The sequence below is a fragment of the Zavarzinia sp. CC-PAN008 genome (assembly GCF_051903925.1).
Taxonomy (GTDB): domain Bacteria; phylum Pseudomonadota; class Alphaproteobacteria; order Zavarziniales; family Zavarziniaceae.
Genome location: NZ_CP173678.1, coordinates 489,055 through 513,090 on the forward strand (window position 1 = coordinate 489,055; position 24,036 = coordinate 513,090).

Below are 24,036 nucleotides of genomic sequence, written 5' to 3' on the forward strand. Positions count from 1 at the left end.
CATGGCCGCGACGATGGGCGGGGGGACCTTGCAGGCCGACCTGCGCGACGCGGTCCTGGTCGGCATCATCGCCTTCCTGATCGGACTGCCGATCATCGGCCTGCCCACGACGCATCTCAGCGGCCAGGACCTGGGCATCACGACCCGCTTCGGCGAGCTTCTGCTGGGCGTGGGCCTGGTCATGCTGGGACGCTTTGGCGGCTCGGCCATGGCCCATGGCCGGCGCGGGCTGATCGCAGCCCTGGCCCTGCCGGTGCTGCTGGCCGCAGCCGTGCCATGGATCATCCAGTACCGCGCCGACGCCGCGTGCCTGGCCCTGCGCGCCATGACGCCGCCCGACCCGCAGGCCTGCAGCGCGCACCAGGCGTTCGCGGCGCGGTGGGCCTGGCCGTCCGCCTTCCTTCAGGTCGTGGCCTTTTTCGGCGCGGCCGGCCTGCTGCTGCAGGCCCTGTTCAAGGGGCGTGGCATCCGCGTTTCCGCCGGCGTGCTCGACCGGCTGGGGCCGGTCGTGGGACCGATGCTGTTCGTCCTGGCGCTGGCCCTGCCGGTGCTGTGGTGGGCGGTGTCGACCTATGTCCTCGACATCGGCAATCCGCGCTACGACATCGGCATCCTGGTCTTCACCTACATCATGCTGGGCTGGGGCCTGAACATCGTCGTCGGCCTGGCGGGCCTGCTGGACCTTGGCTATGTCGCCTTCTATGCGGTCGGGGCCTATTCCTATGCGCTGTTCGCCGCGCATTTCGGCTGGGGCTTCTGGATCTGCCTGCCGCTGGCGGGACTGCTGGCGGCGCTGTTCGGGATCATGCTGGGCCTGCCGGTCTTGCGCCTGCGCGGCGACTATCTGGCGATCGTGACCCTGGGCTTTGGCGAGATCATCTACCTGGTGCTGCAGAACTGGTACCAGTTCACGGGCGGACCCAATGGCCTGTCGTCGATCCCGCGGCCCAGCTTCTTTGGCCTGCCCTTCACCGCGGCTCCGCCGGCCGACACGACGGCGTTCCACCAGTTCTTTGACCTGACCTTCTCCCCCCGGCATCGGGAGATCTTCCTCTATTACCTGATCCTGGCGCTGGCCATGGTCGTGAACCTGTTCACGATCCGCATGCGGCGCCTGCCCACCGGCCGCGCCTGGGAAGCCCTGCGCGAGGACGAGGTGGCCTGCCGGGCGCTGGGCCTGAACCCCACCACGACCAAGCTCACGGCGTTCGCGCTGGGCGCCATGTTCGCGGGCTTTGCCGGGGCGTTCTTCGCCACGCGCCAGGGCTTCATCTCGCCCGAGAGCTTCACCTTCACCGAGAGCGCGATCATCCTGGCCATCGTCGTGCTGGGCGGCCTGGGCAGCCAGCTGGGCGTGGTCATCGCCACCCTGCTGATCATCGGCCTGCCCGAGGCGCTGCGCGAGCTGAAGGAGTACCGGATGCTGGCCTTTGGCGTCGGCATGGTGCTGATCATGGTGCTGCGTCCGCGCGGGCTGCTGGCCCGGCGCGAGCCGACGATCCGGCTGAGGGGCTGAGGCCATGCCGGTCCTGCTGGATGTCGAGCACCTGACCATGCGCTTCGGTGGCCTGCTCGCCATCGACGATGTCTCGTTCCAGGCGCGGACGCGCGAGATCACGGCGATCATCGGCCCGAACGGCGCGGGCAAGACGACCGTCTTCAACTGCCTCACCGGCTTCTACAGTCCGACCGCCGGGCGCCTGTCGCTGCACCACCCCGACGGACAGGTGCACCTGCTGGAGCGGATGCCCGACTTCCGCATCGCCGGCCGGGCCAAGGTCGCCCGCACCTTCCAGAATGTCCGCCTGTTCGGCGGCATGTCGGTGCTGGAAAACCTGATCGTGGCCCAGCACAACACCCTGATGCACCAGTCCGGCTATGGTCTGGCCGGCCTGCTGGGCCTGCCAGCCTGGCGCCGGGCCGAGCGCGCCGCGGTCGATAAGGCGCGCCTGTGGCTGGACCTGATCGGCCTGACGGCGCGCGCCGACGACCTGGCCGGCACCCTGCCCTATGGCGACCAGCGGCGGCTGGAGATTGCGCGCGCCATGTGCATCGACCCCGTGCTGCTGTGCCTGGACGAGCCGGCGGCCGGCCTGAACGCGCGCGAGTCGGGCGACCTGAACCAACTCCTGCTGCTGATCCGCGACACGCATGGCGTCGGCATCCTGCTGATCGAGCACGACATGAGCGTGGTCATGGGCATATCCGACCATATCGTGGTCCTGGACCATGGCGCCAAGATCGCCGACGGGGCGCCGCTGGACGTCCGGCAGGACCCGGTCGTGATCAAGGCCTATCTGGGCGAGGAGGACGCGCCATGAGCGGGGCGTCCATCCTGGCGGTGCGGGGGCTGCGCGCCGGCTATGGCGCGATCGAGGCGCTGCGCGGCGTCGACCTGGACGTGGGCGAGGGCGAGATCGTCACGCTGATCGGCGCCAATGGCGCCGGCAAGACGACGCTGCTGATGACCATCTGTGGCATGCCGCGGGCGATGCAGGGCACGATCCACTTTGCCGGCAGCGACATCACCCACCTGCCCACGCATCGCATCATGCGCATGGGCCTGGCGCACGCGCCGGAGGGGCGGCGCATCTTCCCGCGCATGACTGTCCTGGAAAACCTCCGCATGGGCGCCGTGGTCAGCGATCCCGCGTTCCTGGATCAGGACCTGGAGCGGGTCATGACGCTGTTCCCGCGCCTGAAGGAACGCATCGGCCAGCGCGGCGGAACGCTGTCGGGGGGCGAGCAGCAGATGCTGGCGATCGGGCGCACGCTGATGGCGCGGCCGAAGCTCATCCTGCTGGACGAGCCGTCGCTTGGCCTGGCGCCACTGATCGTGAAGCAGATCTTCGAGGTGATTCGCGAGATCGCGAAGCAGGGCGTTACCGTCTTCCTGGTCGAGCAGAACGCGCACCAGGCGCTGAAACTGGCCACGCGCGGCTATGTCATGGTCAACGGCCGGATCGAGATCCAGGGTTCCGGCGCGGAACTCCTGGCCAATCCCCAGGTGCGCGCCGCCTATCTGGAAGGAGGGGCGCACTGATGGAGATCGCTGCCCTGTATGGCGGGGGGCCTGGCTCGTTCATCGGCCTGACCCTTGTCCTGTTCGGCCTGTGCGCCTGGTTGTCGGGCGAGGCGATCGCAACCAGCTGGATGCACGGCGGCACCGCGTTCCTGGCCGGGCTGGGTCTGGGTCCGCCGGACTGGTTCCTGCACTTCGCCCTGTTCGGCGCCGACCTTGCCTATTGGCCGGGCATGCTGGCGCATGCGGTCGTGCTGGGGCTGATCGCCGTGACCAGCCACCGCGTCGCCCGAACCGCGCTGATGGTCCGGCAGTATCCCTGGGCCTATGAGCGCGCAGGCCCCTTTGCCTGGCGCGCGCGCCAGGGCAGCGGCGGCGAGACGGGCTCGACCGAGGGGGCAGAGCGGATCTAAGCTCCCCTCCGTCAATGCTTCACCGCCGTGCCGTGCACGGCACAAGAAGGCAGGAGAACCCAGGTCATGAGAACGGGCTTCCTCGCATTGCTGACCGGAGCCGGATTGCTCCTGGCGCAGCCGGCGCTTGCGGACATCACGATCGCGGTCGCAGGCCCGATCACCGGGGAATACGCCACATTCGGCGACCAGATGAAGCGCGGCGCCGAACTGGCGGTCGCCGACCTGAACAAGGCCGGCGGCGTCAATGGCGAGCAGGTCAAGCTGGTCGTCGGTGACGATGCCTGCGATCCCAAGCAGGCGGTCAACGTGGCGAACGACCTGGCCAACCAGGGCGTGAAGTTCGTGGCGGGGCACTTCTGCTCCGGCTCGTCCATCCCGGCCTCGGCCGTGTACGTGGAGAACGGGATCCTGCAGATCTCGCCCGCCTCCACCAACCCCAAGCTGACGGACGAGGCGGCGGAGAAGGGCTGGACCACGGTCCTGCGCACCTGCGGCCGCGACGACCAGCAGGGCAAGTTCGCCGGCGAATGGCTGCACGCCAACGCCAATGGCCGCGCGATCGCGATCCTTCAGGACAAGTCGGCGTATGGCAAGGGCCTGGCCGACGAGACCAAGGCGGCACTGAATGCCGCCGGCACGACCGAGGCGATGTACGAGGCCTATAACCAGGGCGACAAGGACTTCAGCGCCCTGATCTCGAAGATGAAGGCCTCGAACGTCGGCATCGTCTATGTCGGCGGCTATCACACCGAGTTCGGCCTGCTGATCCGCCAGGCCAAGGAGCAGGGCCTGAACGCCGCGTTCCTGTCCGGCGATGCCCAGGCGACGACCGAATTGTGGTCGATCACCGGCGCGTCCGGCGAAGGCGCGCTGTTCACCTTCCCCCCTGACCCGCGCAACCTGGAAAGCGCCAAGGCGGTGGTGGCCGAGTTCAAGGCCGGCGGCTATGACCCCGAGGGCTATACCCTGTTCACCTACGCCGCCGTCCAGGCCTGGGCCGCTGCGGTGACGAAGGCCGGCAGCGTCGACGCCGCCCCCGTGGCCGAGGCCCTGCGCGCGGGCACTTGGTCGACGGTGCTGGGCGACCTCGGCTTCGACGCGAAGGGCGACCCGAAGCTGCCGGGCTATGTCCTGTACGAGTGGAAGGACGGCAAGTACGCCGAGGTGGCGGCGAAGTAGCGCAAGTCGAGCTCCCGCTCGATTTTCGCCCGCGCCCTCACCGCAAACAGCCCCGTTCAGTCGGGGCATCCACGAACCGACCGGTCCTCTCGCGCGACGGTCGGTTCGTGGGTCACCCGGTCGGACCGGGTGGCGTCGGTGGGGGACCGAACCCGATCCGTCCCGGATCCTGTTCTGGCGGGATCGCCCTCAGGCGTGGCCGGCTTCGCTGGAGAGGCGCGGCAGGTCGATGCCCAGCTTGGCCAACGCCCGGGTCCAGCGCCGCTCCAGCGCGCATTCGAACAGCAGGTCCAGGTCGGCGGGCGCGGACAGCCAGGCATTGGCCTGGATCTCGGAATCGAGCTGGCCCGGACCCCAGCCGGCATAGCCGAGTGCCAGGAGCGAATGGCGCGGGCCCTCGCCCGCCGCAATGGCCTTCAGGATGTCGATGGTGGGCGTCAGGCCGATGTCGCCGCTGATCCCCAGCGTGCCTGCTTGGCTGTAGTCGGACGAGTGCAGCACGAAGCCGCGCCCCGTCTCCACCGGGCCGCCGAAATGGACGCGGATCTGGCCCGCGCCTTCCCCCGCCGGGATGCCCAGCTGCCCCAGCAGTTCGGGAAAGGTGATGTGGTCGATCAGCTTGTTGACGACCAGGCCCATCGCCCCCTGGGGCGAATGGGCGCACATCAGGATCACGGTCCGCTCGAACCGCGGGTCGCCCATCGTGGGCATCGCGATCAGGATCTGCCCCTCGAGCGACGTGGGACCGCCGTCCAGGGCGCCTGAGCCACCGGCGGACGAAGGCGCCGGATCCGGGGAGGAGGATGGTGAGACGCTCATGACTCCAGGATGGGAGTCCAATGCGGCTTCATCAAGGTGGGGATATCGTCGCGGTTCCATCCGCCGCCGCCCGGGCGCCATGCGGCACCCCCAAAAAAGAAGGACCCCCGGGCGGTGCGCACGGGGGCCGAGGTGCAGGGTTGGCTACCTCATGGATGAGGCAGGAAGCATGATAGCCGGCAAGGTGCAAGGCGCGCAGTGATCGGAGTCACACGTCCGGCCAATTTGCCGTTAAGATGCGCCGCCAACAGGGGGTGAGGGTGATGGCGGGGCCTGGAAAACTGAGTGGGGTGACCTTCCTGTCGGGCCTGGTGGCCAGCGACCTGGCGGAGATCGAGCAGGCGTGCCGGTGGCATCGGTTCGGCGCGGGGGAGCAGATCCTGAACCGCGAGAGCGAAAGCCGCGACGTCTTCTTCGTGGTCGAGGGCAAGGTCCAGGTCGTCAACTTCTCGCTGTCGGGGCGCGAGATCGCCTATGGATCAATCGCCTCTGGCGGCTATTTTGGCGAGCTTTCCGCGATCGACGGGGAGCCGCGCTCGGCCAGCGTGGTCGCCCAGACCGAATGCCTGCTGGCCAGCCTGGCGCCAGACCTGTTCGTGTCGCTGCTGATGCGCCATCCGTCGATCGCGCTGAGCGTCATCGAGAAGATGGCCCGGATCATTCGCATCTGCGACGACCGCATCATGGACCTGTCGACGCTGGGCGCGCACCAGCGTGTCTATGTCGAGCTGCTGCGCTTGGCCAAACCCGATCCGCTGCGCCCTGATTCGTGGATGATCTGGCCCGTGCCGACCCAGGCCTCGATCGCGGGCCTGGCCTCGACCACGCGCGAGACGGTGGCCCGCGTGATCGGCCAGCTGCAGGCCAGCGGCATCGTGCAGCGCAAGCACAAGACGCTGTACCTGCGCGACATGGACAAGCTGCGCCGCCTGTCGGAGCGCGTGTCTCCAGCGACCGGGGAGGCGACCGCCCGCTGACGGGGCGGCCGTCTCAGCCGCGGATGAAGTCGGCGATGATTGCCGGCGCGGCCGCGTCGAAGCCGACCACGTCGAGCATCCCGGCATCGGCGGGATCGGCAATCGAGATCTTGTTCGCGACCATGCCGACGACGACCAGCTTGGCCGGGATGCCCGTCTTCTTGCGATAGCGGCGCAGCGCCTCCACCGGGTGGACCTTGCCATGGAAGGTCTCGCTGTCGGTGTAGACGACGAAGGCATCGACCTTCAGGCCGCGCTCCAGGGCGTCCAGCATCGGCAGGGCGCAGTCGGTCGCCCCGAACGGGACCACTGCCATCGAGCGGATGACATCGTCCAGGCGCATCGCGGGCGTGACCGTGAGCGGGACCATGCCCGTGCGCATATCGCCCACCTTGCCGTTGGCTGCCGCAAAGCCCATGACGTACCAGGACGCCTCCGTGCGGGCCGTGACCAGGGCCATCGCTGCGGCGGCGTCGCGCGGCGTCAGCGCCGTTCCCGCGATGTGCCCGAACGTCATCGAGCCGGAGACATCGACCGCCAGGTACAGCCGCTTGCCCGTTGGCTGGACGACCTCGAACGTGCCGTAGAAGGCGTCGTTCAGGGCGTCGGTCACCTGAGCCACCGGGGCCCAGACCAGGCTGCCGCGCTGGCCCTTGCCCGTGGCATAGGTGCGCTGGGCAATCAGCACGGCCATCGGGTGCAGGCGCGCCCGGCGCAACGCCGCGTGGTCCGCCAGGCGGCGGGACACGGTCAGGGCGGCGTCGGACAGCGGCGCCAGCAGGCCGACCTCCGTCATCTTGGCCAGGTTGCGGACCAGGGCGTGCGCGGGCATGCGCTCCAGCAGCGCCGCCCAGACATCGACATGGTTCAGCCAGTGCGTCGGCAGCGCCTCTCGCGGGAGGTTGCGCGTCAGGATCAGGTCGGTCACCTGCTCAGCCGCCTTGGCCGTCGCGGCGGCAAGGTAGGCCTGCACGATCGCGGGCAAAGCGGGGTCGGGCGTGCCCCTGCAGATCCACTCGAACAGGGCGCGGCGGGCCGCGTCGTCGGTGCGCGGATGGGCCAGGCGCAGCATGTCGCGGTGCGACCAGCCCCCGCGCTGGCGATACTTCACGGCCTGGAAGGCAAGCTCGTCGACATCGCGCCCCAGGTACCAGTCGCCGACGGCGCGACGCAGGGCACGGCCCCAGCCGCGCTGCGATTCGATCGCCACGGCGAACTGGAACAGGTGCGTGCCCGTGCGGCACACGCGCGGCAGGGCAGCCAGCGCCGCCCGCCTGGTCTCGACAGACTCGGCCGAGGCCGCAAGCGCCAGGGCGAAGATCGCCGCGTCGTTGCGCGGCGCGCGGCCGCTGTCGCTGATCGCGACGATGCGGGCGACCGCCCGCGGGCCATCCGCGGCGAGGCAGCGCAGCACGCCTTCCGCGTTCTCCCGGGTCAGGACGGGGGCCGATGCATAGTAGCTGCCCGCTTCGGAGCCAAGGATCAGGAAGCGGTCAAGGCGCGCCCAATCGTCGATGGCGAACGAGAAGCCACCTGCGGAATTGGCGACCATGCCCGGCAAAGGCTCGGTCTGGGGAATGTCCGCATCGGCCGGACGGCGGCGGCGGAACAGGTCGGCGAGACGCATGCTGTCCTCGGCACCTACAGGAAAGAGGCGGCGCGGCGCGGGGATCCGGCCACTGCTCCGCCCGTCGGCAGGGAACGGCCGGACGGGCATGGGATCGCCAAGGGATAACCCTGTCGCTCTACCAGGCTGAGCTACGAAGCGAGCGTGTCGCCAAGACGGGATTCGAACCCGCGACCTTCAGGACCCAAGATAACCCTTCAGCTTCGGCCCGTCCGGCCGAACATGAGCGCGCTGCCGCTGGGCGTCGGCCACGCATGGGAAGCAGGCTGAACGGGCATGGTGGCACCCGAGGGGGCGCCCTCAGATGGGAGAGAGATAACCCTCGGGCTCCGGCCCGTTCAGCCGGTACGCAAACAAGTCCTTGTGGCCAGGCCGGGTGGTCGTGTGTATGCCCGGGGGCAAGGGTCTGCTGCTCTAACCCCTGAGCTACGCGGCATTCCCTTGCGGGTGATGCCGCGGTGGGACTCGAACCCAACCACCTGCAGATTAGATAACCCCCGGACGCCGGCCCACCCGGTCGGCACCTGGGCGCGACGATGCCGCGTCGGCCGCGGAGCGTCAAGGCGGCGGCGCCATGAATGCGACGGCGATCACAGCCGCCGCGCCGGCCCGGTTCAGGCGGCCAGGCGCCACAGGGCGTCGATACCCGGCTCACCCTCCACCTTGACGCGGCCATCCTCCAGCATCCGGAGAAGGTGGGACAGCAGGGAACGGCCCGCCGCGGGATGCAGCGCCGGATCGACGGCGGCATAGAGCACCGGCACGATCTCGCCGATCCGCTTGGGTCCGCTGGCCAGCTGATGGGACAGCTGGTCCTCCCGTTCCAGCCGATGTGCGATATAGGCCTTCACGAAGGGCAGCGGCTCCGTCACCGCGGGCCCATGCGTCGGCCAGTACATGCGGTCGTCGCGGGGCAGCAGCAGGTTGAGAGACTTCATGTAGGCCGACATGTCGCCAACCACGCTGGTCGACCAGGCCATCACGTGATCGCCGCTGAACAGGACGCCCGGCTCCCGCCAGGCGAAGCTGAGGTGATTGGAGATATGACCCGGAGTGTGCAGCGCCTCCACCGACCAGCCCACCCCCTCGACGACGTCGCCATGGCCGATCGTCACGTCCGGCACGAAGTCCAGGTCGCCGCCCTCGCCCTGCTGGCCGTCGGGCGTGCGCGGATGGGCGCCGAAGGCATAGGTGCGGGCACCGGTCGCCGCCTTGACCGCGGCGGCGCCCGGGGAATGGTCCATATGGGTGTGGGTGACCAGGATGTGGGTCACCGTCTCGCCATCCAGGCCGGCCAGCAGGGCCTGGATGTGCGCCGCGTCGTCCGGCCCGGGGTCGATCACGGCGACCTTGCCCGTGCCGATCACATAGGTGCCGGTGCCGGTATAGGTGAATGGCCCGGGATTGCGCGCCACGATCCGGCGCAGGCCCGGTGCCACAGGCGCCAGAACGCCGTACTCGAACTCCATGTCGCGCTTGAACGGTATCTCGACGGCCATCGGCATGCCCCCTGCTCCACGGCACGCATCATGGCGGAGGGGGGCAGGCCAGCCAACCCGCGCGAATGGCGGGACCGCCTTCAGGCCCTGAGGGGCCGGATCGGCTTCATCATCGAGGCGGTCAGCAGGTCGACCCGGCCATAATCCTCGACCGCGACGACCTGGTCGACGCTGCGCCCATCGAAGGACAGCGGGAACATGCCGAACTCATAGGGCACGAAGCTGCCGTCGACGAGGGTGATCGCCGAGGTGCCGTAGAGCGGGCGCGGCTCCCGCCGCATGGCGCGATAGGCCGCTTGCCAGTCCAGGGCGTCGTTGAACGCCATGTCGTCCAGGAACATGCCGGTGAAGTCATAGCGTCCCAGCTCGACGACGCGCGTGCCGACCAGGCGGTAGCGCACGCGTCCGTCGCCCACATATTCCGAGATCAGCAGGTTTGGCAGCAGCGGCTTCAACACCTTTGGCGACAGGTTGGCGCGTTGCGGCACCGGCGCCTCGCGCCCGCGTTGGGCGAACCACCAATCCGACAGGGCGCCGACCATGGTCGACTGCACCGTGGCCGGGTCGTGGCTGAAGCCCACGGGCGGCAGGTCAGCAAGGCCGCGCAGGTCGCCCGTCACGAGGCCCGCCGCAGATCAGGCGTTCGGCTTCCCGCAGGCAGGGCGGGCCCGAAGACCATCGCCCCCAGGATGCGGTCGACACAGGTCCCGTCGCTGCTGAGCGGCAGGTTGAGCGACTGCACCGCCAGGGGTTGCGATCCCGCACCCCTGTCGACAATGCCATGCCAGAGCGTGGGCGCCGTGGTCTGGAGCACGCTCTCGAAGCGCGCGGCCACCTCTGTCGCGACAGCAGGGGCCAGCGCTTCGGACAGCAGGCAGCCGGTGACGTCGCGACCGAACAGGCCGACCAGCGCCGTGCCGACCAGGCGCAGGCGGAAGGGGCCGCCCGACAGGCCGGCTCCGGGAACCGCGCCACGTTCCGCCATGAAGACAAAGGGCAGGACAGGCTTCAGCGCGCGCGGGTCGATGTCCTGGCGCAGGGGACAGGTATAGAGTCCGCACCGGGACGCCCAGTAGCGATGAACATGGGCCAGCCGCGCGTCGCGAAGCTGCGCTCCAATGTTCCCGCTGACCTGCGCTGCATCGGCTGGCATCGGATCGTCCATACACGGCTCCATGCCGTCTCCATCCATGTTTACGGGGGGAGCAGTTTCTCAACCGTTACCCGTCGGGAAAATGTGATGGCGATAGCGATTGATCGCGGACGGAACTTCACTAAGCTGTGAAGTGTGAGTGACCACGTACCAACCGAACGCCTCCAACGGCTTCTGGGGATGCTGGCAAGCCCCTATGACGCCGAGGTGCTGGTTGCGGCCCGAAAGGTGACTTCCGTCCTGCGCGGGGCGGGCATGGGCTGGGGCGACCTGGTCCCAGCCAGCGCGGCCAAGCCTACGCGCGAGGCGCCGCCCCCACCACCGCCGCCCCCGCCGCGCAGCGCCGCGCCGACGCGGACACCGCTCTTCAGCGATCGCGACGTCTTTGAGGCGCTCCAGAATTCGAGCCTGCTGAGTCAGCGGCAGAAGCTGCAGATCTGGGCCTTTGAACAGGAAATGGCCAAGGGCACGCTGCCCGAGCGCGACTGGCATTATGTCCGTCACGTGTTCCGCCGGGCGGTGATCGAGCGCAACCCGGTCTGACCAGGACATTCGCCGCACAATTTCCCTTGTAAGCAATCAAATCGCTTCCTATGTAATCGTCATCGATCACAAGGGAACACTGCCATGACAGCCCTCTATACCGCCGAAGCCACCACCCATGGCGGCCGCAATGGCCATGTCGAGTCCTCTGATGGGCTGCTGAAGCTGGACCTTGCCATGCCCAAGGCGATGGGCGGCACGGGCAAGGGGACCAACCCCGAACAGCTGTTCGCGGCCGGTTACGCCGCGTGCTTCGAAAGCGCGCTGCGCTTTGTCGCCCAGCAGAAGAAGGTCGCGATCAAGGATGCCAGCGTCCATTCCACGGTCGGCATCCGCCAGAACGGCAAGGGTGGCTTTGCCCTGGATGTGGCGCTTGAGGTCACGGTCAGCGGGGTGGCGCAGGCGGAAGCCGAAGCCCTGGTTGCAGAGGCGCACGAAGTCTGCCCCTATTCGAATGCGACTCGCGGCAACATCGACGTGGGCTTGAGCGTTCGGACGGCATGAGCAAGCGACAGGCAAAGGACGAGGTGTTGGACGATGGGGCGGCTTCTGGCGCCGCCCCGCCTGGAGCCACGCCGGAGCAGCTGCGGCTGGACAACCAGCTGTGCTTTGCCCTGTACTCCGCCAGCAGTGCCCTGACCCGCGCCTATCGCCCGATCCTCGATCCGCTGGGCCTGACCTATCCGCAGTACCTGGCCCTGCTGGCGCTGTGGGAGGAATCCCCGCGCAGCGTCGGCAGCCTGGGGCAGGCGCTTGGCCTGGACTTCGGCACGCTGAGCCCATTGCTGAAGCGGCTGGAGGCCGGCGGCCTGATCAGCCGCACGCGCGACCCCAAGGACGAGCGTCGCGTGATCGTGGAACTGACGGCCCGGGGTTGGGCGCTGCGCGACAAGGCGGCCGAGGTGCCAGGGCTGATCTTCTGCCGCCTGGGCCTGCCGGTCGAGGACCTGCTGGAACTGCGCGAGAAGCTGAACGCACTGGCGTCCACCCTGCACCGCCCCGGGGCGGACTGAGCCTGCGCGCGCCGCGCGCCCGCCAGCCCCTGCCCTGCACTGCCCTGCTATTCCGCAGCGCGCGCGGCGACCTGTGGTTCCGGCTCCTTGGTCCGCATCGTGACGAACTCCTCGGCCGCGGTCGGATGGATCGCCACCGTCTGGTCGAACTGTGCCTTGGTCGCTCCCATCTTCATGGCGATCGCGACGCCCTGGATGATCTCGGCCGAGTCCGCACCGATCATGTGCGCACCGACAACGCGGTCAGACAGCGGCTCCACGACCAGCTTCATCAGCGTCCGCTCCTCCCGCAGGGTCAGCGTGTGCTTCAGCGGGCGGAAGCGCGCCTTGTAGATGTCGACCTTTCCGTACTTTGCGCGGGCCTCCGCCTCGGTCAGGCCGACCGTGCCGATGGGCGGCTGGCTGAACACCGCGGTCGCGACGCCCATGTGATCGGGCGCCACCGGACGGTTGCCGAAGACCGTATCGGCGAAGGCGTGCCCCTCGCGAATGGCGACGGGCGTCAGGTTCAGGCGGTCGGTCACGTCCCCCACGGCATAGATCGAGGCTACGTTGGTGCGGGAATAGAGGTCGACCTTCACCTCCCCCTTTTCGCCCAGTGCCACCCCTGCATTCTCCAGGCCCAGGCCCCGCGTATGCGCAGCCCGCCCCAGCGCGGCCAGCACGCAGTCGACCTCGACCGCGCTGCCGTCGCTGAGCGCCACGCGGATGCCGCCTGCCGTCTTCTCCAGTTTCAGCACGGTGACGCCGCAGCGCAGGTCGATGCCCTTGTGCACCATCTGCTCGCCCAGGGTGTCGCGCAGGTCGTCGTCGAAACCGCGCAGCACCTTGTCGCCGCGATAGATCAGGGTGGTCTTCGACCCCAGGCCGTTGAAGATGCCCGCGAACTCGACCGCGATATAGCCGCCGCCCAGGACGGCGACGCGCGGCGGCAGGTCGGGCAGGTGGAACGCCTCGTCCGAGGTGATGGCCAGTTCCGCCCCCTCGCCCACATAAGGGACGGGGCGGCCGCCGGCAGCCACCAGGATGGTGCCCGCCGTGATCTCCCTGCCATCGACCAGAACGGAGTTGGGACCGCTAACGGTCGCGCGGGCTTCGAAGATCGTGGCCTTCACCCCCTCCAGCCCCTTGCGGTAGAGGCCGGTCAGGCGGGCAATCTCGCGGTCCTTGTTGGCGATCAGTTTCGGCCAGGAGAAGGTTGGCCTGTCGCCGACATGCCAGCCAAAGGCCTCCGCGTCCTCGAAATCCTCGGAATAATGCGCGGCATGGACCAGCAGCTTCTTGGGGATGCAGCCGCGCACCACGCAGGTTCCGCCGATCAGGCTTTCCTCCGCGATGGCGACGCGCGCGCCATAGCCGCCAGCAATGCGCGACGCCCGCACACCGCCGGAGCCGGCGCCAATCACGAACAGGTCGAAGTCGAAGCTCATTGTCTGGTCCCGTAGCCGTCCGTGGGTGTCACCCGCGCTCCCGATGCTTCGAGACGCCGGCCCGATGGCCGGCTCCTCAGCATGACGCCGTTGTTTTTTCTATCGAATCCCCAACGGGCGTCATCCTGAGGAGCGCCGTCGGCGCGTCTCGAAGGATGTTGGTGCCGCCCTCAGATCCCGCCCATGCAGAGGTATTTGATCTCGGTGAAGTCGTCGATGCCGTGGCGCGAGCCTTCGCGGCCGACGCCGGATTCCTTGATGCCGCCGAACGGCGCCACTTCGGTCGAGATGATGCCGGTGTTGATGCCGACGATGCCGTATTCGACCGCTTCCGCCACGCGCCAGACGCGGCCGATGTCGCGGGCATAGAAATAGGCGGCCAACCCGAATTCGGTATCGTTGGCCATGCGGATCGCGTCCGCCTCGGTCTTGAAGCGGAACAGGGGGGCGACGGGGCCGAACGTCTCCTCCCGCGCGACCGCCATGGCCGGCGTCACGTCGGCCAGCACCGTGGGTTCGAAGAAGGTGCCGCCCAGGGCGTGGCGGTGGCCCCCGACGACGACGCGCGCGCCCTTGCCCACCGCATCCGCGATGTGCTCCTCCACCTTGGCAACCGCGTTGGCGTCAATCAGCGGGCCCTGCGTGCTGCCGGCATCCAGGCCGTTGCCGACCTTGAGCTTGCCCACCGCCGCGGCCAGCTTTTCGGCGAAAGCGTCATAGACGGCATCCTGGACCAGCAGGCGGTTGGCGCAGACGCAGGTCTGCCCCGTATTGCGGTACTTGGAGGCGATGGCCCCTTCGACCGCGGCATCCAGGTCGGCATCGTCGAACACGATGAAGGGCGCATTGCCGCCCAGTTCGAGGCCCATCTTCTTTACCGTGCCGGCGCACTGGGCCATCAGCTTCTTGCCGATCTCGGTCGAGCCGGTGAAGGTCACCTTGCGCACGATGGGGTTCGAGGTCATCTCGCCGCCGATTTCGGCGGCCGAGCCGGTCAGGACGCTGATGACGCCGGGTGGGATGCCGGCGCGTTCGGCCAGGACGGCCAGGGCAAAGGCCGAATAGGGCGTCTGGGTCGCGGGCTTCACCACGATGGTGCAGCCGGACGCCAGGGCCGGCCCCGCCTTGCGCGTGATCATCGCGGCGGGGAAATTCCAGGGGGTGATGGCGGCGACCACGCCGATCGGTTCGCGCACCACGACGATGCGCTTGTCCGCGGCATGGGCGGGGATCACCTCGCCATAGATGCGCTTGGCCTCCTCCGCGAACCATTCGATGAACGAGGCGGCATAGGCGACCTCGCCCTTGGCCTCGGCCAGGGGCTTGCCCTGCTCGACCGTCATGATCACGCCCAGGTCATCGGTGTTGGCGATGATCAGATCGAACCACTTGCGCATCAGGTTGGCGCGTTCCTTGGCCGTCTTGGCCCGCCAGGCGGGCAGCGCCTTGTTGGCGGCGTCGATGGCGCGCGCCGTCTCCGCCGCACCCATGCGCGGGATCGTGCCGATGACCTTGCCCGTCGCCTTTTCCGTCACGTCGATCGTGGCGCCGCCATCGGCATCGACCCAGGCGCCATCGATATAGGCCTGCTGGCGGAACAGGCTTGGATCCTTGAGCTGCATGGCGGCGTCCTTCCGGTCGGCGTGCTGGGCGTTGCGACTATACACACTGGCGCCAAGCCTTGCTCCCGGACGCTTGTATGGCCAGATTGCCCGACATGGAACGCTTTCCCCCCGCCGTCGCCTTTGACCTGGACGGCACGCTCGTCCATTCCGCACCTGACCTGACGGGCGCGCTCAATGCCGTCCTGGCGCGGGCGGGGCGCCCGCCGGTCAGCGAGGCGCTGCTGCGCACGCTGGTGGGCGAGGGCGCCAACCGCCTGATCGAGCGCGGGCTGGAGGCGACCGGCGGGTCGCTGGACGAGGACACCCGGGCCGACCTGCTCGCCTATTTCCTCAGCTATTACGCCGAGAACATCTGCGTGGACTCGCACCCTTTCGCCAACGTCGTGAGCGTGCTGGAGGACCTGCGCGCCGCGGGCGTGCCGATGTGCGTCTGCACCAACAAGCCGGAGCGTCTGGCGAGGCGGCTGCTGGCGGCAACCGACCTGGCGCGCTTCTTCCCCGATCCGGTCGGGGGCGACAGCCTGCCCTGGAAGAAGCCCGACGCCCGCCATCTGGAGGCGGCGCTGGCGCCATTGGGCGTGCCGGTCGCGGGAACGGTGATGGTGGGCGACAGCGCCGCCGACCTGGGGGTTGCACGCAATGCCGGCGTGCCCTGCGTGCTGGTCAGCTTTGGCTACACCGCGATTCCTGCCGCGGAGCTGGGCGCCGACATCCTGATCGACGACTTTGCCGAACTGCCCGGTGCCCTGACCCGCCTGGCGGCCCGAGCCCTGGCCTGATGGCACAGGCGCCGCACGCGCAGCCCTTTGCCGGGCAGCAACTGCTGACGTTCTTTCCGACGCTGGTCTGGGTGTTCGACCTGGTTCCGGCCGAGCGTGACGCGGTGGCCGGCGACATCGCGGCGTTCCTGGCGCGGGCCGGCGCGGCCACGCCTGGCCGCACCGACCTGTCGCTGCAGACCGACCATGACTTCCACACCAGGCCAGAGTTCAACCGCCTGGGCCGGGCCATCGACCTGGCCGTCCGCAATATCAGCGGATTCCTGCAACTGGACGCGGACCGGCCGATGGTCACGGGTTGCTGGATCAATGTCAGTCCGCCGGGCGCGCGGCATCATGAGCATGCGCATCCCAACAACTACCTGAGCGGCGTCTACTACATCGCGGCACCACCCGGCGCCGGACAGATCGCCTTTCACGATCCGCGGCCCCAGGCGCACGTGGTGCTGCCGCCGATGAAGCGGGTGACGGGCCATACGGGCGCGGTCATGACGGTGGCGCCCGCGCCCGGGCGCCTGATCCTGTTCCATTCCTGGCTGCGTCACAGTGTGGACCCGAACGAGGCGCCAAGCGACCGCATCAGCCTGTCATTCAACGTGATGTTCGAGGATTTCGGCGAACGCTATGGTCGCCCGCTGTGGCGCCCGCGCATCCCGTCGCCCGACTGAGCGCGCGACGTGCCGCCGCTTGACAGCGGCCGGCGGCACTTCTATCTAGCGCCCTTCGCGGCGTGTCCGCGACAGGCATGGGCGATTAGCTCAGCGGGAGAGCGTCCCCTTCACACGGGGAAGGTCGTAGGTTCGATCCCTACATCGCCCACCATGCCAGCCCGCGCGACGCGCCAGGCGACACCAGCCGACAGCCCCCATTCCCCTGCCGCCAATCGCCGGCCGCTGCTATAGCGCGCTGCCCAGCAGCAGCGACCAAGTGCCGACGCAGAACGCCAGGACGGCCGTCCAGGTCAGCAGGAATTCGGTTCGCGATGCCTTCGCCGGCCGCCGCTGGCGTGCCTGCCAGGATTGTCGGGGGGCGACGTCGTGGAACGTGATATGGGCCATGGCGGGCCTCCTGTGTGTTGCCCAATTGCCAGAGTCAAGACGTAAGCAGGGGGGAGGGTTCCGTCAGGAGGCGGACGAAACAGGGCAGCCATGCGGGCCCTTGCCATCGCCGCGCCACAGTTCGGTGCTCTGTCCCGCTCACCCTCAAAACGTGATCACGACCTGTACAATGTCCGAATAGCTGCCCGGGCGGACCGGTTGCAGCGCAGGGATGCGGCCATGGATCGTGTAGGGGATGCTGAACGGAAACAGCGTCACCAGCGCGCCGAATGACCGCACCGCGGTCGCCCCGGTGCCGTCCCCCCAGACCGTGGAATAGGCGTTCGACGTGAACAGGTTGTAGCCGAGCGCGTTGGTCCCACTGGTCATGGACCGCGCCGTATAGGTTCCGCTGGCACCGGGGCTGAGGCGGACGTCGAACGCCAGGAACAACGTGACCAGGGCATTGCAGGTCACCTGGATGGTCGCGGTCGAAGTATTGGGCAGGGCGCTGAACGGGCGGTACTGGCCAAAATTGAGGTTGGTGGCCGAGGCGCTGCAGGCCAGCGCCCAGGCCGGCGCCGGCACGGCCAGGAGGCCCGCCAGGACGATCCAGAGGGTGCGCAGGCGACGCATCAGTCGATCGCGGTGCACGGCAGGACGATGGGAGCGCCACCGCGGGCCGCGATCGTCGCCTGCTCCAGGACGGCGCGGCAGCCGCCACCCGCCCAACGGACGTCGAGGTCGGCGCGGGCGGTGAGCCCGGCCAGATAGGCCTGGCCGTCATAGCCGACCAGGGCATCGCCGGCGGGCATTGCCACGCGCGCCCCCAGCGGCACCGGCTCGCCCGAAGTCTGGAGCAGGGTCACCAGGGCCTTGGCGCTCGTGTCGACGGGGAAGTCGACCAGCACGCCGGAACGGCTGCGCGGCACGACCACGCGGGACGGCTCGTCCACATTCTGCTCCAGCGCGAAATCCAGCGGCTCGATCGCGACCATGTTCGCACTGTAGGACTGCAGCCCCGTCACCAGAAGCAGGCCGTCCGCATTGGTCACGCCCGCCGGGCGGTTCTCGCGATAGACGCGAATGCCGGCCTGGCCGTGGGTGTCGATCAGGGCGAAGGAATCCTCGATCGGGCCGGAGGCGAAGGCATCGCCCGCCATGCCGACCAGCGACCCCGCCATCCCGATGCGCGCCGCCGCGGTCCGCTCGTCGCCCACCAGGTCGGCGCGCAGGTCGGCGAAGGAGGCGCGGTAGACGGCGCCCAGGCTGGCGCGGTTGAGTTCCCCCTGCTGCAGGTCGGCGCGCCAGTCGACCTCATGGCCCATCAGGTCGCGTCCGCTCAGGCTCTGGCGGGCGGACGGACCCTGGCGGTCATGCTCGACCCCCACCCCTCCCAGGACGCCGCCCCCCAGCGGGACGGACAGCCAGACGCCAAAGGCCGCATCGCCGGTGCGCGTATCGGCGGTCGCGGTCACCTGGACGAAGGCATCGTCGAACAGGCGGCGGCTGAAACTGGCGGTGGCGAGCGAGGCATCACCCCGGCCACCGCGGTCGATCCCGGCATAGGCCAGGCCCAGGCCGCCCAGCCCGCCTAGCGGCACGCCGACATTGATGCGGAAGGCGCGGCGGATCGGGCCATCCCCCTCCAGCCTTGCCAGGTCGGCATAGTCGTCGCTGGCTAGGGTCGCCTGGGCCTGGACGGAGACGTACTCGCCCTGGTGGCTGAAGCCAAGCGTGGCACTGGCACCGCTGCCGAAGCTGGAGGTGCTGCCGGACAGGCTGCCGTTGATGACGCCGAACTCGCCAAGAGCCAGGTAGCCCCCGGCACCGGCCAAAGCGAGGTCGGCAGAGGCCTCGACGTGCCCCTCCAGCGTCAGGTCGCCTTCCATCAGCCCATAGCGGGCGGTGCCGACCGCGGCCAGACGGCCATAGCCGAAGCTGTCCTGGGCGTAGCGACGGCGCGTGAAGCCAAGTTCGGCCGAGTAGTCGAGCGTACCGGCGGGCAGCAGCGCCCCATCGGCGTAAAAGGCGATGTTCTGGACCGACTCGCGGCCCAGCACGTCCCGGACCACCACGCGCACGTCGCCCTGGCCGCTGACTACGGGCAGGTCCCGGATCGTGAAGGGGCCAGCATCGACCGGCATGCTGAGGCGCAGGCCATCGTTCACATAGACGTCGACGACCGAGGGGATGGCGGCCTGCCCTTCGATCAGCGGCAGGGTGCTGGCGCTGCGCCCGGGCTGCAGGCCCCTGTTGCTGGCCACCTGGATGCCGCCAAACCGCAGGGAGCGTGTCCAGGTCGTGCTGCCGGTGATCGCGTCGCCCAGCCGGATCGAGGTGAGCGTGTCGGGCTGGTCCAGCTCGATCGTGCTGTCCAGGCGCAGTAGCGGGCTGTCGCCGCCGCTCTGGCCGATGAAGGTCGCATGGGCCACGCCCCAGGGCGAGAAGGCGCGCAGGTCGCCAAAGCCGGCGACGGACACCATGGCGTCGCTGCCGCTGGCGGCTTCCGCGAAAATGTCATAGCCCAGCATGAGGCCGGTCGCGGCCGTCGCCTCGGTTTCGGTGCCGCTGGCGTTGATGTCGGTGACCAGGGAGCCGTCGAGCAGGGCCTTGTCCGCGTCGAGCGCGATCGTCTGGTTGGCAAGGTCGACCGTGACCTGAAGGCCGGGAACCGCGCGAAGCTGGACCTGCCCCTGGTCCGCCACAGGCAGGTTGACGCCGATGCGCCGCAGGTCCGCCGCGGCAGCCGCCAGGTCGTCCACGGCCCCCTCGAACGCCACGACCTCGCCCGTGGCGCGGCCGTTGACCGTCACCTCAAGCCATTGGGTGGCCGCCGCCGGGCGGGACAGGCCCAGACTCACGGCCAGTACGGCGGCAAGAAGCCATATCTCAGCGCGCCGCGCCATGAACGGTCTGGTCCACGGCGCCGGTGTCCGTGTCGAAGCGCAGCCGGACCGGCCCCGTGGCCGCGCCGGATGCAGGGTCAAACGCCCAGGCGCGGCTGCTGCCGGCCAGGACATAGCCGGCCAACCCTTCCACCTGCCCCAGTGCGCGGCCATCGGGCAGTGCCAGGGCCAGGTTGGCGATCCTGGCGCGGCGGCCCCCGGCATTGCTGGCGATCAGGCGCAGGCGCCCGTCCGGGTCACGATCATAGGACCAGGCCAGTTCCGGTTGGGCCTGCTCGCCCGTACCGACAAAGACCGGCAGGCTGAAGCGAATCGGCAGGCGGATGGCCGACGCCCCCTGCCCCGGATCGGGCAGTTCGTCGAAGAACAGGCGGAAGGACTGCTCGCCCTGCGCCGCGGCACCGGACAGGACCACCCGCACGACCTGCTGCTGGTCGGGGCCCAGCTCGAACAGCGGCGGGCTGACATGCAGGCGCGTCGACGGATCCAGGCGATCGTCGCCCATGTCCTGCCGCCATTCGAAGGCCCGCACCTGGACATTCACCGCCTGGCTGCCCAGGTTGCGCACCAGCAGCTTGCCCACCGGCTTGTCGGCGGGGAGTTCGACGATGACGGGCGAGACCTGCATGCTGGCCTGCGCGGGGAGTGCCCCCAGACCGGCCAGGGTCCCCAGGACCGCGATCACGGCCGCGCGCCAAGCCAGGCGACGGGTGCCCATCTCAGTAGGTGACCGTGACGGTGATCGTGTCGCGGTACGACCCGGCGGACGCGGCCTGCTGCGCCGGGATCCGGCCGCGCACGGTCAGCGACTGGGTGCTGCCGCTGCCGGTGCCGGCCTGGGCGGTGCCGTTCGTGCCGTCACCCCACACAACGGTGTAGGCGACGTCGGAATAGAGCTGGTAGGACAGCCGCTTCGCGGGGTCGGTCAGGTCGCTCATCTGGCGGCCGGTGACATTGCCCTGGGCGCCGCCGTCCAGCTTGACGCTGTAGGCGGTGCCGGTGGTGCAAGTGACGCCGATGGTCGACGTGGCCGTCAGCGGCGCGCTGCTGTTGATCGAGTAGGTCCCGAAATTGAGATCGGCCGCATTCACCGCGCACTCGTCGCTGACGGTCGCGCTGACGGTGAACTGGCTGCTGCTGCTGGCGGCGTGGCCCGCAACCGGCAGCAGCAGGGCCGCCGCGGCAAGCAGACCGGCGGCGATGCCGCCGACCGGCAGGAAGGACTGGTCGTTGCGGAGCTTGCGGGTATTCGGCATCTCGGGTCCTTTCTCGGTCAGCCGGCAAGCCGGCAGAAAAACGTTTCGATGTTGAACCATATGGCCACTTGATCCAGCGTCATCCCCTGGCTGGCAGGCGCCATATCGTTGCTACTCGATACCGTCCGAAAGCTGACCGACAAATCCTAACAAATTGCTTCCGGATGCACGTTTTTCGATTGATCACGCGCCCAGCGCGCGAATGGCGTCCTGCGCGCGGCACGACTGCACCAACGGCGCACGCCTGACCGGCGCGGCGAGCGCAAGAGGCCGCGGCGCCGGTGGGGTTGGACGGGTTCGACAGCCGCGTGGGAGGTCGGAACCCGCACTGCCCTCAGTGGAGGTTGTAGACGGTGCCCAGGCGGAATTCGGTCGGCCGGATCAGGCGACAGGACGCGATCTTCACCGAATGAAGCTTGCCCTCCAACTTTGTCTCCCAGAACTCAAGAAACCTGCTCAACACCGGAAATTTCGGAGCGATATCAAGATCCTGCCACGTATAGCTTTGGAGCAAAGCCGGGTGATCAGGGAAATGATACAAAATCTCAGCCGTCGTCATGCGGTAGTCCTTCAGCATCAACTGAAAATCCGACATCGATCGTCTCCGTTTGGTGCGTACGGTCCTTCTGGTTCTCCAGGCGATCTCCCATTCGACGGCATGCCGTCTGTCATTGGTCCGGAAATCTTAGCACCACAGGGTGCGCCTCCTTCAAGGGGGCTTGGAAAGTTCGGGTTCCCAGGCAGCTATTGCGGGCCCGCGTTGCGGCAGGAAGGTCACGCCCACCGGATTCCTGGTGCCGAGCCGGCCGAGGCGGGATGCGATCAATCTGGGCGTTGAACGGCGGCCCATGGCGACTAGACTGCGCGACCCGACAGGCCCCTGCGCAAGAAGGACCATGCCAATGAGCCAGACGTTTCGCGCCCTGGTGCTCGACCAGACCGGTGACAGTCACACGGCCAGCATCAAGGACCTGCCCCTGAGCGCACTGCCTGCCGGCGAGGTCCTGGTCCGGATCAGCCACTCGACAGTCAACTTCAAGGACGGCCTGGCGATCACCGGCACGGCCAAGATCGTGACCAGCTATCCGATGGTGCCGGGCATCGACTTCGCCGGCACGGTCGAGGAATCGAGCGATCCGGCGTGGAAGCCGGGCGACGCCGTCGTGCTGAACGGCTGGGGCTTGAGCGAGCGCCACTGGGGCGGCTATGCGCAGTATGCCCGGGTGAAGAGCGAATGGCTGGTGCCCCGCCCGGCGACCATGACCGCGTCGCAGGCAATGGCCGTGGGGACCGCCGGCTATACCGCCATGCTCTGCGTCATGGCGATCGAGAAGGGCGGCCTGACCCCTGAGCAGGGCGAGGTCCTGGTGACGGGAGCGGCGGGTGGCGTCGGCTCCGTGGCGATCGCGATCCTGCACCGCCTGGGCTATTCGGTCGTCGCTTCCACGGGCCGCCCCGAAACCCATGACTACCTGCGCGGCCTGGGCGCCAGCAGCTTCATCGACCGGGCGGAACTGGCCGCGGCGGGCCGGCCGATCGGAAAGGAGCGCTTCGCCGCCGTCGTCGACTCGGTCGGCAGCCATACCCTCGCCAACGCCCTGGCGCAGACGAAGTACGATGGCCACGTCGCGGCCTGCGGCCTGGCACAGGGAGCCGACCTGCCGGCCACCGTCCTGCCGTTCATCCTGCGCGGCGTGACCCTGCACGGCATCGATTCGGTCATGGCGCCGCGCGCACGCCGGCTGGAGGCGTGGGCCCGGCTGGGCCGCGACCTGCCGCTGGACAAGCTGGACGCGATGACCGAGACGGCCCCCCTGAGCAAGGTCACGGAACTGGCCCCCGCCATCCTGCAGGGCAGGATCCGCGGGCGCACCGTGATCGACGTCAACGCCTGAGCCGATGAGCCTGCCCCGCGCGCACTCAGGCCAGGGGGTCACCTGCGCGCAACGGGCACATCCGGATCGTCACGAAAGTCTGGCAGGAGATGAGCTGGCGGCGGGGGCGACTGACATGGGCGCGCCGCCCCCACTGCTGCGTCGACCGGCGGGCCAGGGCCCGGCCGGGTCCTGGCCTGGGATTGCATGATCACGCTGGAACTCTTCATCCGCGCCCTGGTGATCGGGTTCATCGTCGCGGCCCCGGTCGGCCCGGTGAACCTGGTCTGCATCCACCGCACTCTGCGCCACGGCCGCATAAGCGGCTTCCTGGTCGGGATGGGCGGTGCCGTGGCGGATGGCCTGTTCGCGGTCGTGGCGGCATTCGGCCTGACCGCGATCTCGGACTTCCTGCTGGTCCACGACCATTGGCTGCGCCTGCTGGGCGGGGCCTTCCTGATCATCCTGGGCGTGCGCACGTTCCGCGACGTGCCCATCGACCGGACGGTCCCGGGCGAGCATCACGACAGCCTGACGCGCGCGATCGGCGGGACGTTCCTGCTGACGATCACCAACCCGGTCACGATCCTGGGCTTTGCCGCGGTGTTCGCCGGTGCGGGCCTGGTCTCCGGCACCGTCGCCCTGGGCGATGCGTCGATCGTCGTGGCCGGCGTGTTTGCCGGATCAACCCTGTGGTGGTTCTGCCTGGCGATGTTCATCGGCCTGCTGCATGGCCGGCTGGGGCCGGGCAAGCTGATCATGATCAATCGCGTCTCAGGCGTGGCGATCCTGCTGTTCGGGATCGCGGCACTGGCCAGCCTGTGGCTGCCGCCCATGGCCCTGCCCGTGCCCTGACGCGCCAGCGCCAGGACGCGCCC

The 24,036-nt window shown here is 68.8% G+C and carries 26 protein-coding genes and 2 tRNA genes; 14 read left to right on the forward strand and 14 right to left on the reverse strand.

Annotated elements, in window-relative coordinates; genetic code table 11:
* Window position 1 precedes the first annotated feature (1 nt).
* From livM to ACI6GS_RS02435, 5 genes are all read left to right on the forward strand, one after another.
* Window positions 2–1,516, forward strand: a complete 1,515-nt coding sequence (livM, locus tag ACI6GS_RS02415; protein ID WP_439816180.1) for a high-affinity branched-chain amino acid ABC transporter permease LivM — start codon at window positions 2–4, stop codon at window positions 1,514–1,516.
* A 4-nt stretch (window positions 1,517–1,520) separates the two neighbouring features.
* Entirely contained in the window at window positions 1,521–2,321 is an 801-nt protein-coding gene (locus tag ACI6GS_RS02420; protein WP_439816181.1) for an ABC transporter ATP-binding protein, read from the forward strand.
* An 11-nt stretch (window positions 2,322–2,332) separates the two neighbouring features.
* Window positions 2,333–3,043, forward strand: coding sequence for an ABC transporter ATP-binding protein (locus ACI6GS_RS02425; RefSeq protein WP_439817924.1), 711 nt, complete (start codon window positions 2,333–2,335; stop codon window positions 3,041–3,043).
* On the forward strand, window positions 3,043–3,435 hold the full coding sequence (locus ACI6GS_RS02430; RefSeq protein WP_439816182.1) for a DUF6867 family protein: 393 nt from the start codon (window positions 3,043–3,045) through the stop codon (window positions 3,433–3,435). The genes ACI6GS_RS02425 and ACI6GS_RS02430 overlap by 1 nt, the downstream gene beginning before the upstream one ends.
* Window positions 3,436–3,501: 66 nt before the next feature.
* The gene (locus tag ACI6GS_RS02435; protein ID WP_439816183.1) at window positions 3,502–4,617 is read left to right on the forward strand and encodes a branched-chain amino acid ABC transporter substrate-binding protein; all 1,116 of its coding nucleotides are present in this window, start codon (window positions 3,502–3,504) and stop codon (window positions 4,615–4,617) included.
* Between the two features lie 189 nt (window positions 4,618–4,806).
* Here ACI6GS_RS02435 and ACI6GS_RS02440 read toward each other — a convergent pair whose 3' ends face one another.
* Window positions 4,807–5,436: a YqgE/AlgH family protein gene (locus ACI6GS_RS02440; protein ID WP_439816184.1), complete on the reverse strand. Its 630-nt coding sequence runs from the start codon at window positions 5,434–5,436 to the stop codon at window positions 4,807–4,809.
* A gap of 290 nt (window positions 5,437–5,726) precedes the next feature.
* On the opposite strand from ACI6GS_RS02440, the gene ACI6GS_RS02445 reads away from it, so the two are divergent.
* Complete coding sequence (locus ACI6GS_RS02445; RefSeq protein WP_439816185.1) at window positions 5,727–6,413, forward strand: Crp/Fnr family transcriptional regulator; 687 nt, start codon at window positions 5,727–5,729, stop codon at window positions 6,411–6,413.
* 13 nt (window positions 6,414–6,426) lie between these two features.
* Here ACI6GS_RS02445 and ACI6GS_RS02450 read toward each other — a convergent pair whose 3' ends face one another.
* From ACI6GS_RS02450 to ACI6GS_RS02470, 5 genes are all read right to left on the reverse strand, one after another.
* On the reverse strand, window positions 6,427–8,040 hold the full coding sequence (locus tag ACI6GS_RS02450) for a TROVE domain-containing protein (protein WP_439816186.1): 1,614 nt from the start codon (window positions 8,038–8,040) through the stop codon (window positions 6,427–6,429).
* 148 nt (window positions 8,041–8,188) lie between these two features.
* A tRNA-OTHER gene (locus ACI6GS_RS02455) sits at window positions 8,189–8,289 on the reverse strand.
* A 365-nt stretch (window positions 8,290–8,654) separates the two neighbouring features.
* Window positions 8,655–9,539 (reverse strand): MBL fold metallo-hydrolase, encoded by an 885-nt coding sequence (locus tag ACI6GS_RS02460; protein WP_439816187.1) that lies wholly within the window; start codon window positions 9,537–9,539, stop codon window positions 8,655–8,657.
* 80 nt (window positions 9,540–9,619) lie between these two features.
* On the reverse strand, window positions 9,620–10,159 hold the full coding sequence (locus ACI6GS_RS02465; protein WP_439816188.1) for a PAS domain-containing protein: 540 nt from the start codon (window positions 10,157–10,159) through the stop codon (window positions 9,620–9,622).
* Window positions 10,156–10,704: a PAS domain-containing protein gene (locus tag ACI6GS_RS02470; RefSeq protein ID WP_439816189.1), complete on the reverse strand. Its 549-nt coding sequence runs from the start codon at window positions 10,702–10,704 to the stop codon at window positions 10,156–10,158. Before ACI6GS_RS02470 ends, ACI6GS_RS02465 begins: the two co-directional genes overlap by 4 nt.
* Before the next feature lie 168 nt (window positions 10,705–10,872).
* Here ACI6GS_RS02470 and ACI6GS_RS02475 point away from each other — a divergent pair, with 168 nt between their 5' ends.
* The 3 genes from ACI6GS_RS02475 (at window position 10,873) to ACI6GS_RS02485 (ending at window position 12,248) form a co-directional block, all read left to right on the forward strand.
* Complete coding sequence (locus ACI6GS_RS02475; protein WP_439816190.1) at window positions 10,873–11,235, forward strand: hypothetical protein; 363 nt, start codon at window positions 10,873–10,875, stop codon at window positions 11,233–11,235.
* 84 nt (window positions 11,236–11,319) lie between these two features.
* The gene (locus tag ACI6GS_RS02480; RefSeq protein WP_439816191.1) at window positions 11,320–11,739 is read left to right on the forward strand and encodes an organic hydroperoxide resistance protein; all 420 of its coding nucleotides are present in this window, start codon (window positions 11,320–11,322) and stop codon (window positions 11,737–11,739) included.
* A complete protein-coding gene (locus ACI6GS_RS02485; protein WP_439816192.1) occupies window positions 11,736–12,248 on the forward strand; it encodes a MarR family winged helix-turn-helix transcriptional regulator in 513 nt (170 codons plus the stop codon). Before ACI6GS_RS02480 ends, ACI6GS_RS02485 begins: the two co-directional genes overlap by 4 nt.
* A 47-nt stretch (window positions 12,249–12,295) precedes the next feature.
* On the opposite strand, the gene gor is transcribed toward ACI6GS_RS02485, so the two are convergent.
* A complete protein-coding gene (gor, locus tag ACI6GS_RS02490; RefSeq protein ID WP_439816193.1) occupies window positions 12,296–13,678 on the reverse strand; it encodes a glutathione-disulfide reductase in 1,383 nt (460 codons plus the stop codon).
* Window positions 13,679–13,848: 170 nt separating this feature from the next.
* Window positions 13,849–15,300 (reverse strand): NADP-dependent succinate-semialdehyde dehydrogenase, encoded by a 1,452-nt coding sequence (gabD, locus tag ACI6GS_RS02495; RefSeq protein ID WP_439816194.1) that lies wholly within the window; start codon window positions 15,298–15,300, stop codon window positions 13,849–13,851.
* Window positions 15,301–15,377: 77 nt separating this feature from the next.
* Between gabD and gph the strand changes: the two genes are divergently transcribed.
* The 3 genes from gph (at window position 15,378) to ACI6GS_RS02510 (ending at window position 16,904) form a co-directional block, all read left to right on the forward strand.
* A complete protein-coding gene (gene gph, locus ACI6GS_RS02500; protein WP_439816195.1) occupies window positions 15,378–16,082 on the forward strand; it encodes a phosphoglycolate phosphatase in 705 nt (234 codons plus the stop codon).
* Complete coding sequence (locus ACI6GS_RS02505) at window positions 16,082–16,750, forward strand: 2OG-Fe(II) oxygenase family protein (RefSeq protein WP_439816196.1); 669 nt, start codon at window positions 16,082–16,084, stop codon at window positions 16,748–16,750. The genes gph and ACI6GS_RS02505 overlap by 1 nt, the downstream gene beginning before the upstream one ends.
* Before the next feature lie 79 nt (window positions 16,751–16,829).
* A tRNA-Val gene (locus ACI6GS_RS02510) sits at window positions 16,830–16,904 on the forward strand.
* Between the two features lie 74 nt (window positions 16,905–16,978).
* On the opposite strand, the gene ACI6GS_RS02515 is transcribed toward ACI6GS_RS02510, so the two are convergent.
* The 6 genes from ACI6GS_RS02515 to ACI6GS_RS02540 all read right to left on the reverse strand — a co-directional run bounded on the left by ACI6GS_RS02515 (window position 16,979) and on the right by ACI6GS_RS02540 (window position 21,861).
* Window positions 16,979–17,140: a hypothetical protein gene (locus tag ACI6GS_RS02515; RefSeq protein WP_439816197.1), complete on the reverse strand. Its 162-nt coding sequence runs from the start codon at window positions 17,138–17,140 to the stop codon at window positions 16,979–16,981.
* A gap of 144 nt (window positions 17,141–17,284) precedes the next feature.
* The gene (locus tag ACI6GS_RS02520; protein WP_439816198.1) at window positions 17,285–17,755 is read right to left on the reverse strand and encodes a Csu type fimbrial protein; all 471 of its coding nucleotides are present in this window, start codon (window positions 17,753–17,755) and stop codon (window positions 17,285–17,287) included.
* A complete protein-coding gene (locus ACI6GS_RS02525) occupies window positions 17,755–20,028 on the reverse strand; it encodes a fimbria/pilus outer membrane usher protein (RefSeq protein WP_439816199.1) in 2,274 nt (757 codons plus the stop codon). The genes ACI6GS_RS02520 and ACI6GS_RS02525 overlap by 1 nt, the downstream gene beginning before the upstream one ends.
* Window positions 20,012–20,746 carry a fimbrial biogenesis chaperone gene (locus tag ACI6GS_RS02530; protein ID WP_439816200.1) on the reverse strand — a complete coding sequence of 245 codons (735 nt, stop codon included), beginning with the start codon at window positions 20,744–20,746 and terminating at the stop codon, window positions 20,012–20,014. The genes ACI6GS_RS02525 and ACI6GS_RS02530 overlap by 17 nt, the downstream gene beginning before the upstream one ends.
* A 1-nt stretch (window position 20,747) precedes the next feature.
* Entirely contained in the window at window positions 20,748–21,284 is a 537-nt protein-coding gene (locus ACI6GS_RS02535; protein ID WP_439816201.1) for a Csu type fimbrial protein, read from the reverse strand.
* A 334-nt stretch (window positions 21,285–21,618) separates the two neighbouring features.
* Window positions 21,619–21,861: an usg protein gene (locus ACI6GS_RS02540; RefSeq protein WP_439816202.1), complete on the reverse strand. Its 243-nt coding sequence runs from the start codon at window positions 21,859–21,861 to the stop codon at window positions 21,619–21,621.
* Between the two features lie 325 nt (window positions 21,862–22,186).
* Here ACI6GS_RS02540 and acuI point away from each other — a divergent pair, with 325 nt between their 5' ends.
* Window positions 22,187–23,179 (forward strand): acrylyl-CoA reductase (NADPH), encoded by a 993-nt coding sequence (acuI, locus tag ACI6GS_RS02545; protein ID WP_439816203.1) that lies wholly within the window; start codon window positions 22,187–22,189, stop codon window positions 23,177–23,179.
* Between the two features lie 186 nt (window positions 23,180–23,365).
* Window positions 23,366–24,013: a LysE family translocator gene (locus ACI6GS_RS02550; protein ID WP_439816204.1), complete on the forward strand. Its 648-nt coding sequence runs from the start codon at window positions 23,366–23,368 to the stop codon at window positions 24,011–24,013.
* Window positions 24,014–24,036: the final 23 nt, after the last annotated feature.

What these genes read in the sequence shown, in the direction of transcription:
- livM (WP_439816180.1), top strand. Translation starts at nt 2, where the DNA reads ATGGCCGCGACGATGGGCGGGGGGACCTTGCAGGCCGACCTGCGCGAC.
- ACI6GS_RS02420 (WP_439816181.1), top strand. Translation starts at nt 1,521, where the DNA reads ATGCCGGTCCTGCTGGATGTCGAGCACCTGACCATGCGCTTCGGTGGC.
- ACI6GS_RS02430 (WP_439816182.1), top strand. Translation starts at nt 3,043, where the DNA reads ATGGAGATCGCTGCCCTGTATGGCGGGGGGCCTGGCTCGTTCATCGGC.
- ACI6GS_RS02435 (WP_439816183.1), top strand. Translation starts at nt 3,502, where the DNA reads ATGAGAACGGGCTTCCTCGCATTGCTGACCGGAGCCGGATTGCTCCTG.
- ACI6GS_RS02440 (WP_439816184.1), bottom strand. Translation starts at nt 5,436, where the DNA reads ATGAGCGTCTCACCATCCTCCTCCCCGGATCCGGCGCCTTCGTCCGCC.
- ACI6GS_RS02450 (WP_439816186.1), bottom strand. Translation starts at nt 8,040, where the DNA reads ATGCGTCTCGCCGACCTGTTCCGCCGCCGCCGTCCGGCCGATGCGGAC.
- ACI6GS_RS02460 (WP_439816187.1), bottom strand. Translation starts at nt 9,539, where the DNA reads ATGGCCGTCGAGATACCGTTCAAGCGCGACATGGAGTTCGAGTACGGC.
- ACI6GS_RS02470 (WP_439816189.1), bottom strand. Translation starts at nt 10,704, where the DNA reads ATGGACGATCCGATGCCAGCCGATGCAGCGCAGGTCAGCGGGAACATT.
- ACI6GS_RS02475 (WP_439816190.1), top strand. Translation starts at nt 10,873, where the DNA reads ATGCTGGCAAGCCCCTATGACGCCGAGGTGCTGGTTGCGGCCCGAAAG.
- ACI6GS_RS02480 (WP_439816191.1), top strand. Translation starts at nt 11,320, where the DNA reads ATGACAGCCCTCTATACCGCCGAAGCCACCACCCATGGCGGCCGCAAT.
- ACI6GS_RS02485 (WP_439816192.1), top strand. Translation starts at nt 11,736, where the DNA reads ATGAGCAAGCGACAGGCAAAGGACGAGGTGTTGGACGATGGGGCGGCT.
- gor (WP_439816193.1), bottom strand. Translation starts at nt 13,678, where the DNA reads ATGAGCTTCGACTTCGACCTGTTCGTGATTGGCGCCGGCTCCGGCGGT.
- gabD (WP_439816194.1), bottom strand. Translation starts at nt 15,300, where the DNA reads ATGCAGCTCAAGGATCCAAGCCTGTTCCGCCAGCAGGCCTATATCGAT.
- gph (WP_439816195.1), top strand. Translation starts at nt 15,378, where the DNA reads ATGGCCAGATTGCCCGACATGGAACGCTTTCCCCCCGCCGTCGCCTTT.
- ACI6GS_RS02505 (WP_439816196.1), top strand. Translation starts at nt 16,082, where the DNA reads ATGGCACAGGCGCCGCACGCGCAGCCCTTTGCCGGGCAGCAACTGCTG.
- ACI6GS_RS02515 (WP_439816197.1), bottom strand. Translation starts at nt 17,140, where the DNA reads ATGGCCCATATCACGTTCCACGACGTCGCCCCCCGACAATCCTGGCAG.
- ACI6GS_RS02520 (WP_439816198.1), bottom strand. Translation starts at nt 17,755, where the DNA reads ATGCGTCGCCTGCGCACCCTCTGGATCGTCCTGGCGGGCCTCCTGGCC.
- ACI6GS_RS02525 (WP_439816199.1), bottom strand. Translation starts at nt 20,028, where the DNA reads ATGGCGCGGCGCGCTGAGATATGGCTTCTTGCCGCCGTACTGGCCGTG.
- ACI6GS_RS02530 (WP_439816200.1), bottom strand. Translation starts at nt 20,746, where the DNA reads ATGGGCACCCGTCGCCTGGCTTGGCGCGCGGCCGTGATCGCGGTCCTG.
- ACI6GS_RS02535 (WP_439816201.1), bottom strand. Translation starts at nt 21,284, where the DNA reads ATGCCGAATACCCGCAAGCTCCGCAACGACCAGTCCTTCCTGCCGGTC.
- ACI6GS_RS02540 (WP_439816202.1), bottom strand. Translation starts at nt 21,861, where the DNA reads ATGCTGAAGGACTACCGCATGACGACGGCTGAGATTTTGTATCATTTC.
- acuI (WP_439816203.1), top strand. Translation starts at nt 22,187, where the DNA reads ATGAGCCAGACGTTTCGCGCCCTGGTGCTCGACCAGACCGGTGACAGT.
- ACI6GS_RS02550 (WP_439816204.1), top strand. Translation starts at nt 23,366, where the DNA reads ATGATCACGCTGGAACTCTTCATCCGCGCCCTGGTGATCGGGTTCATC.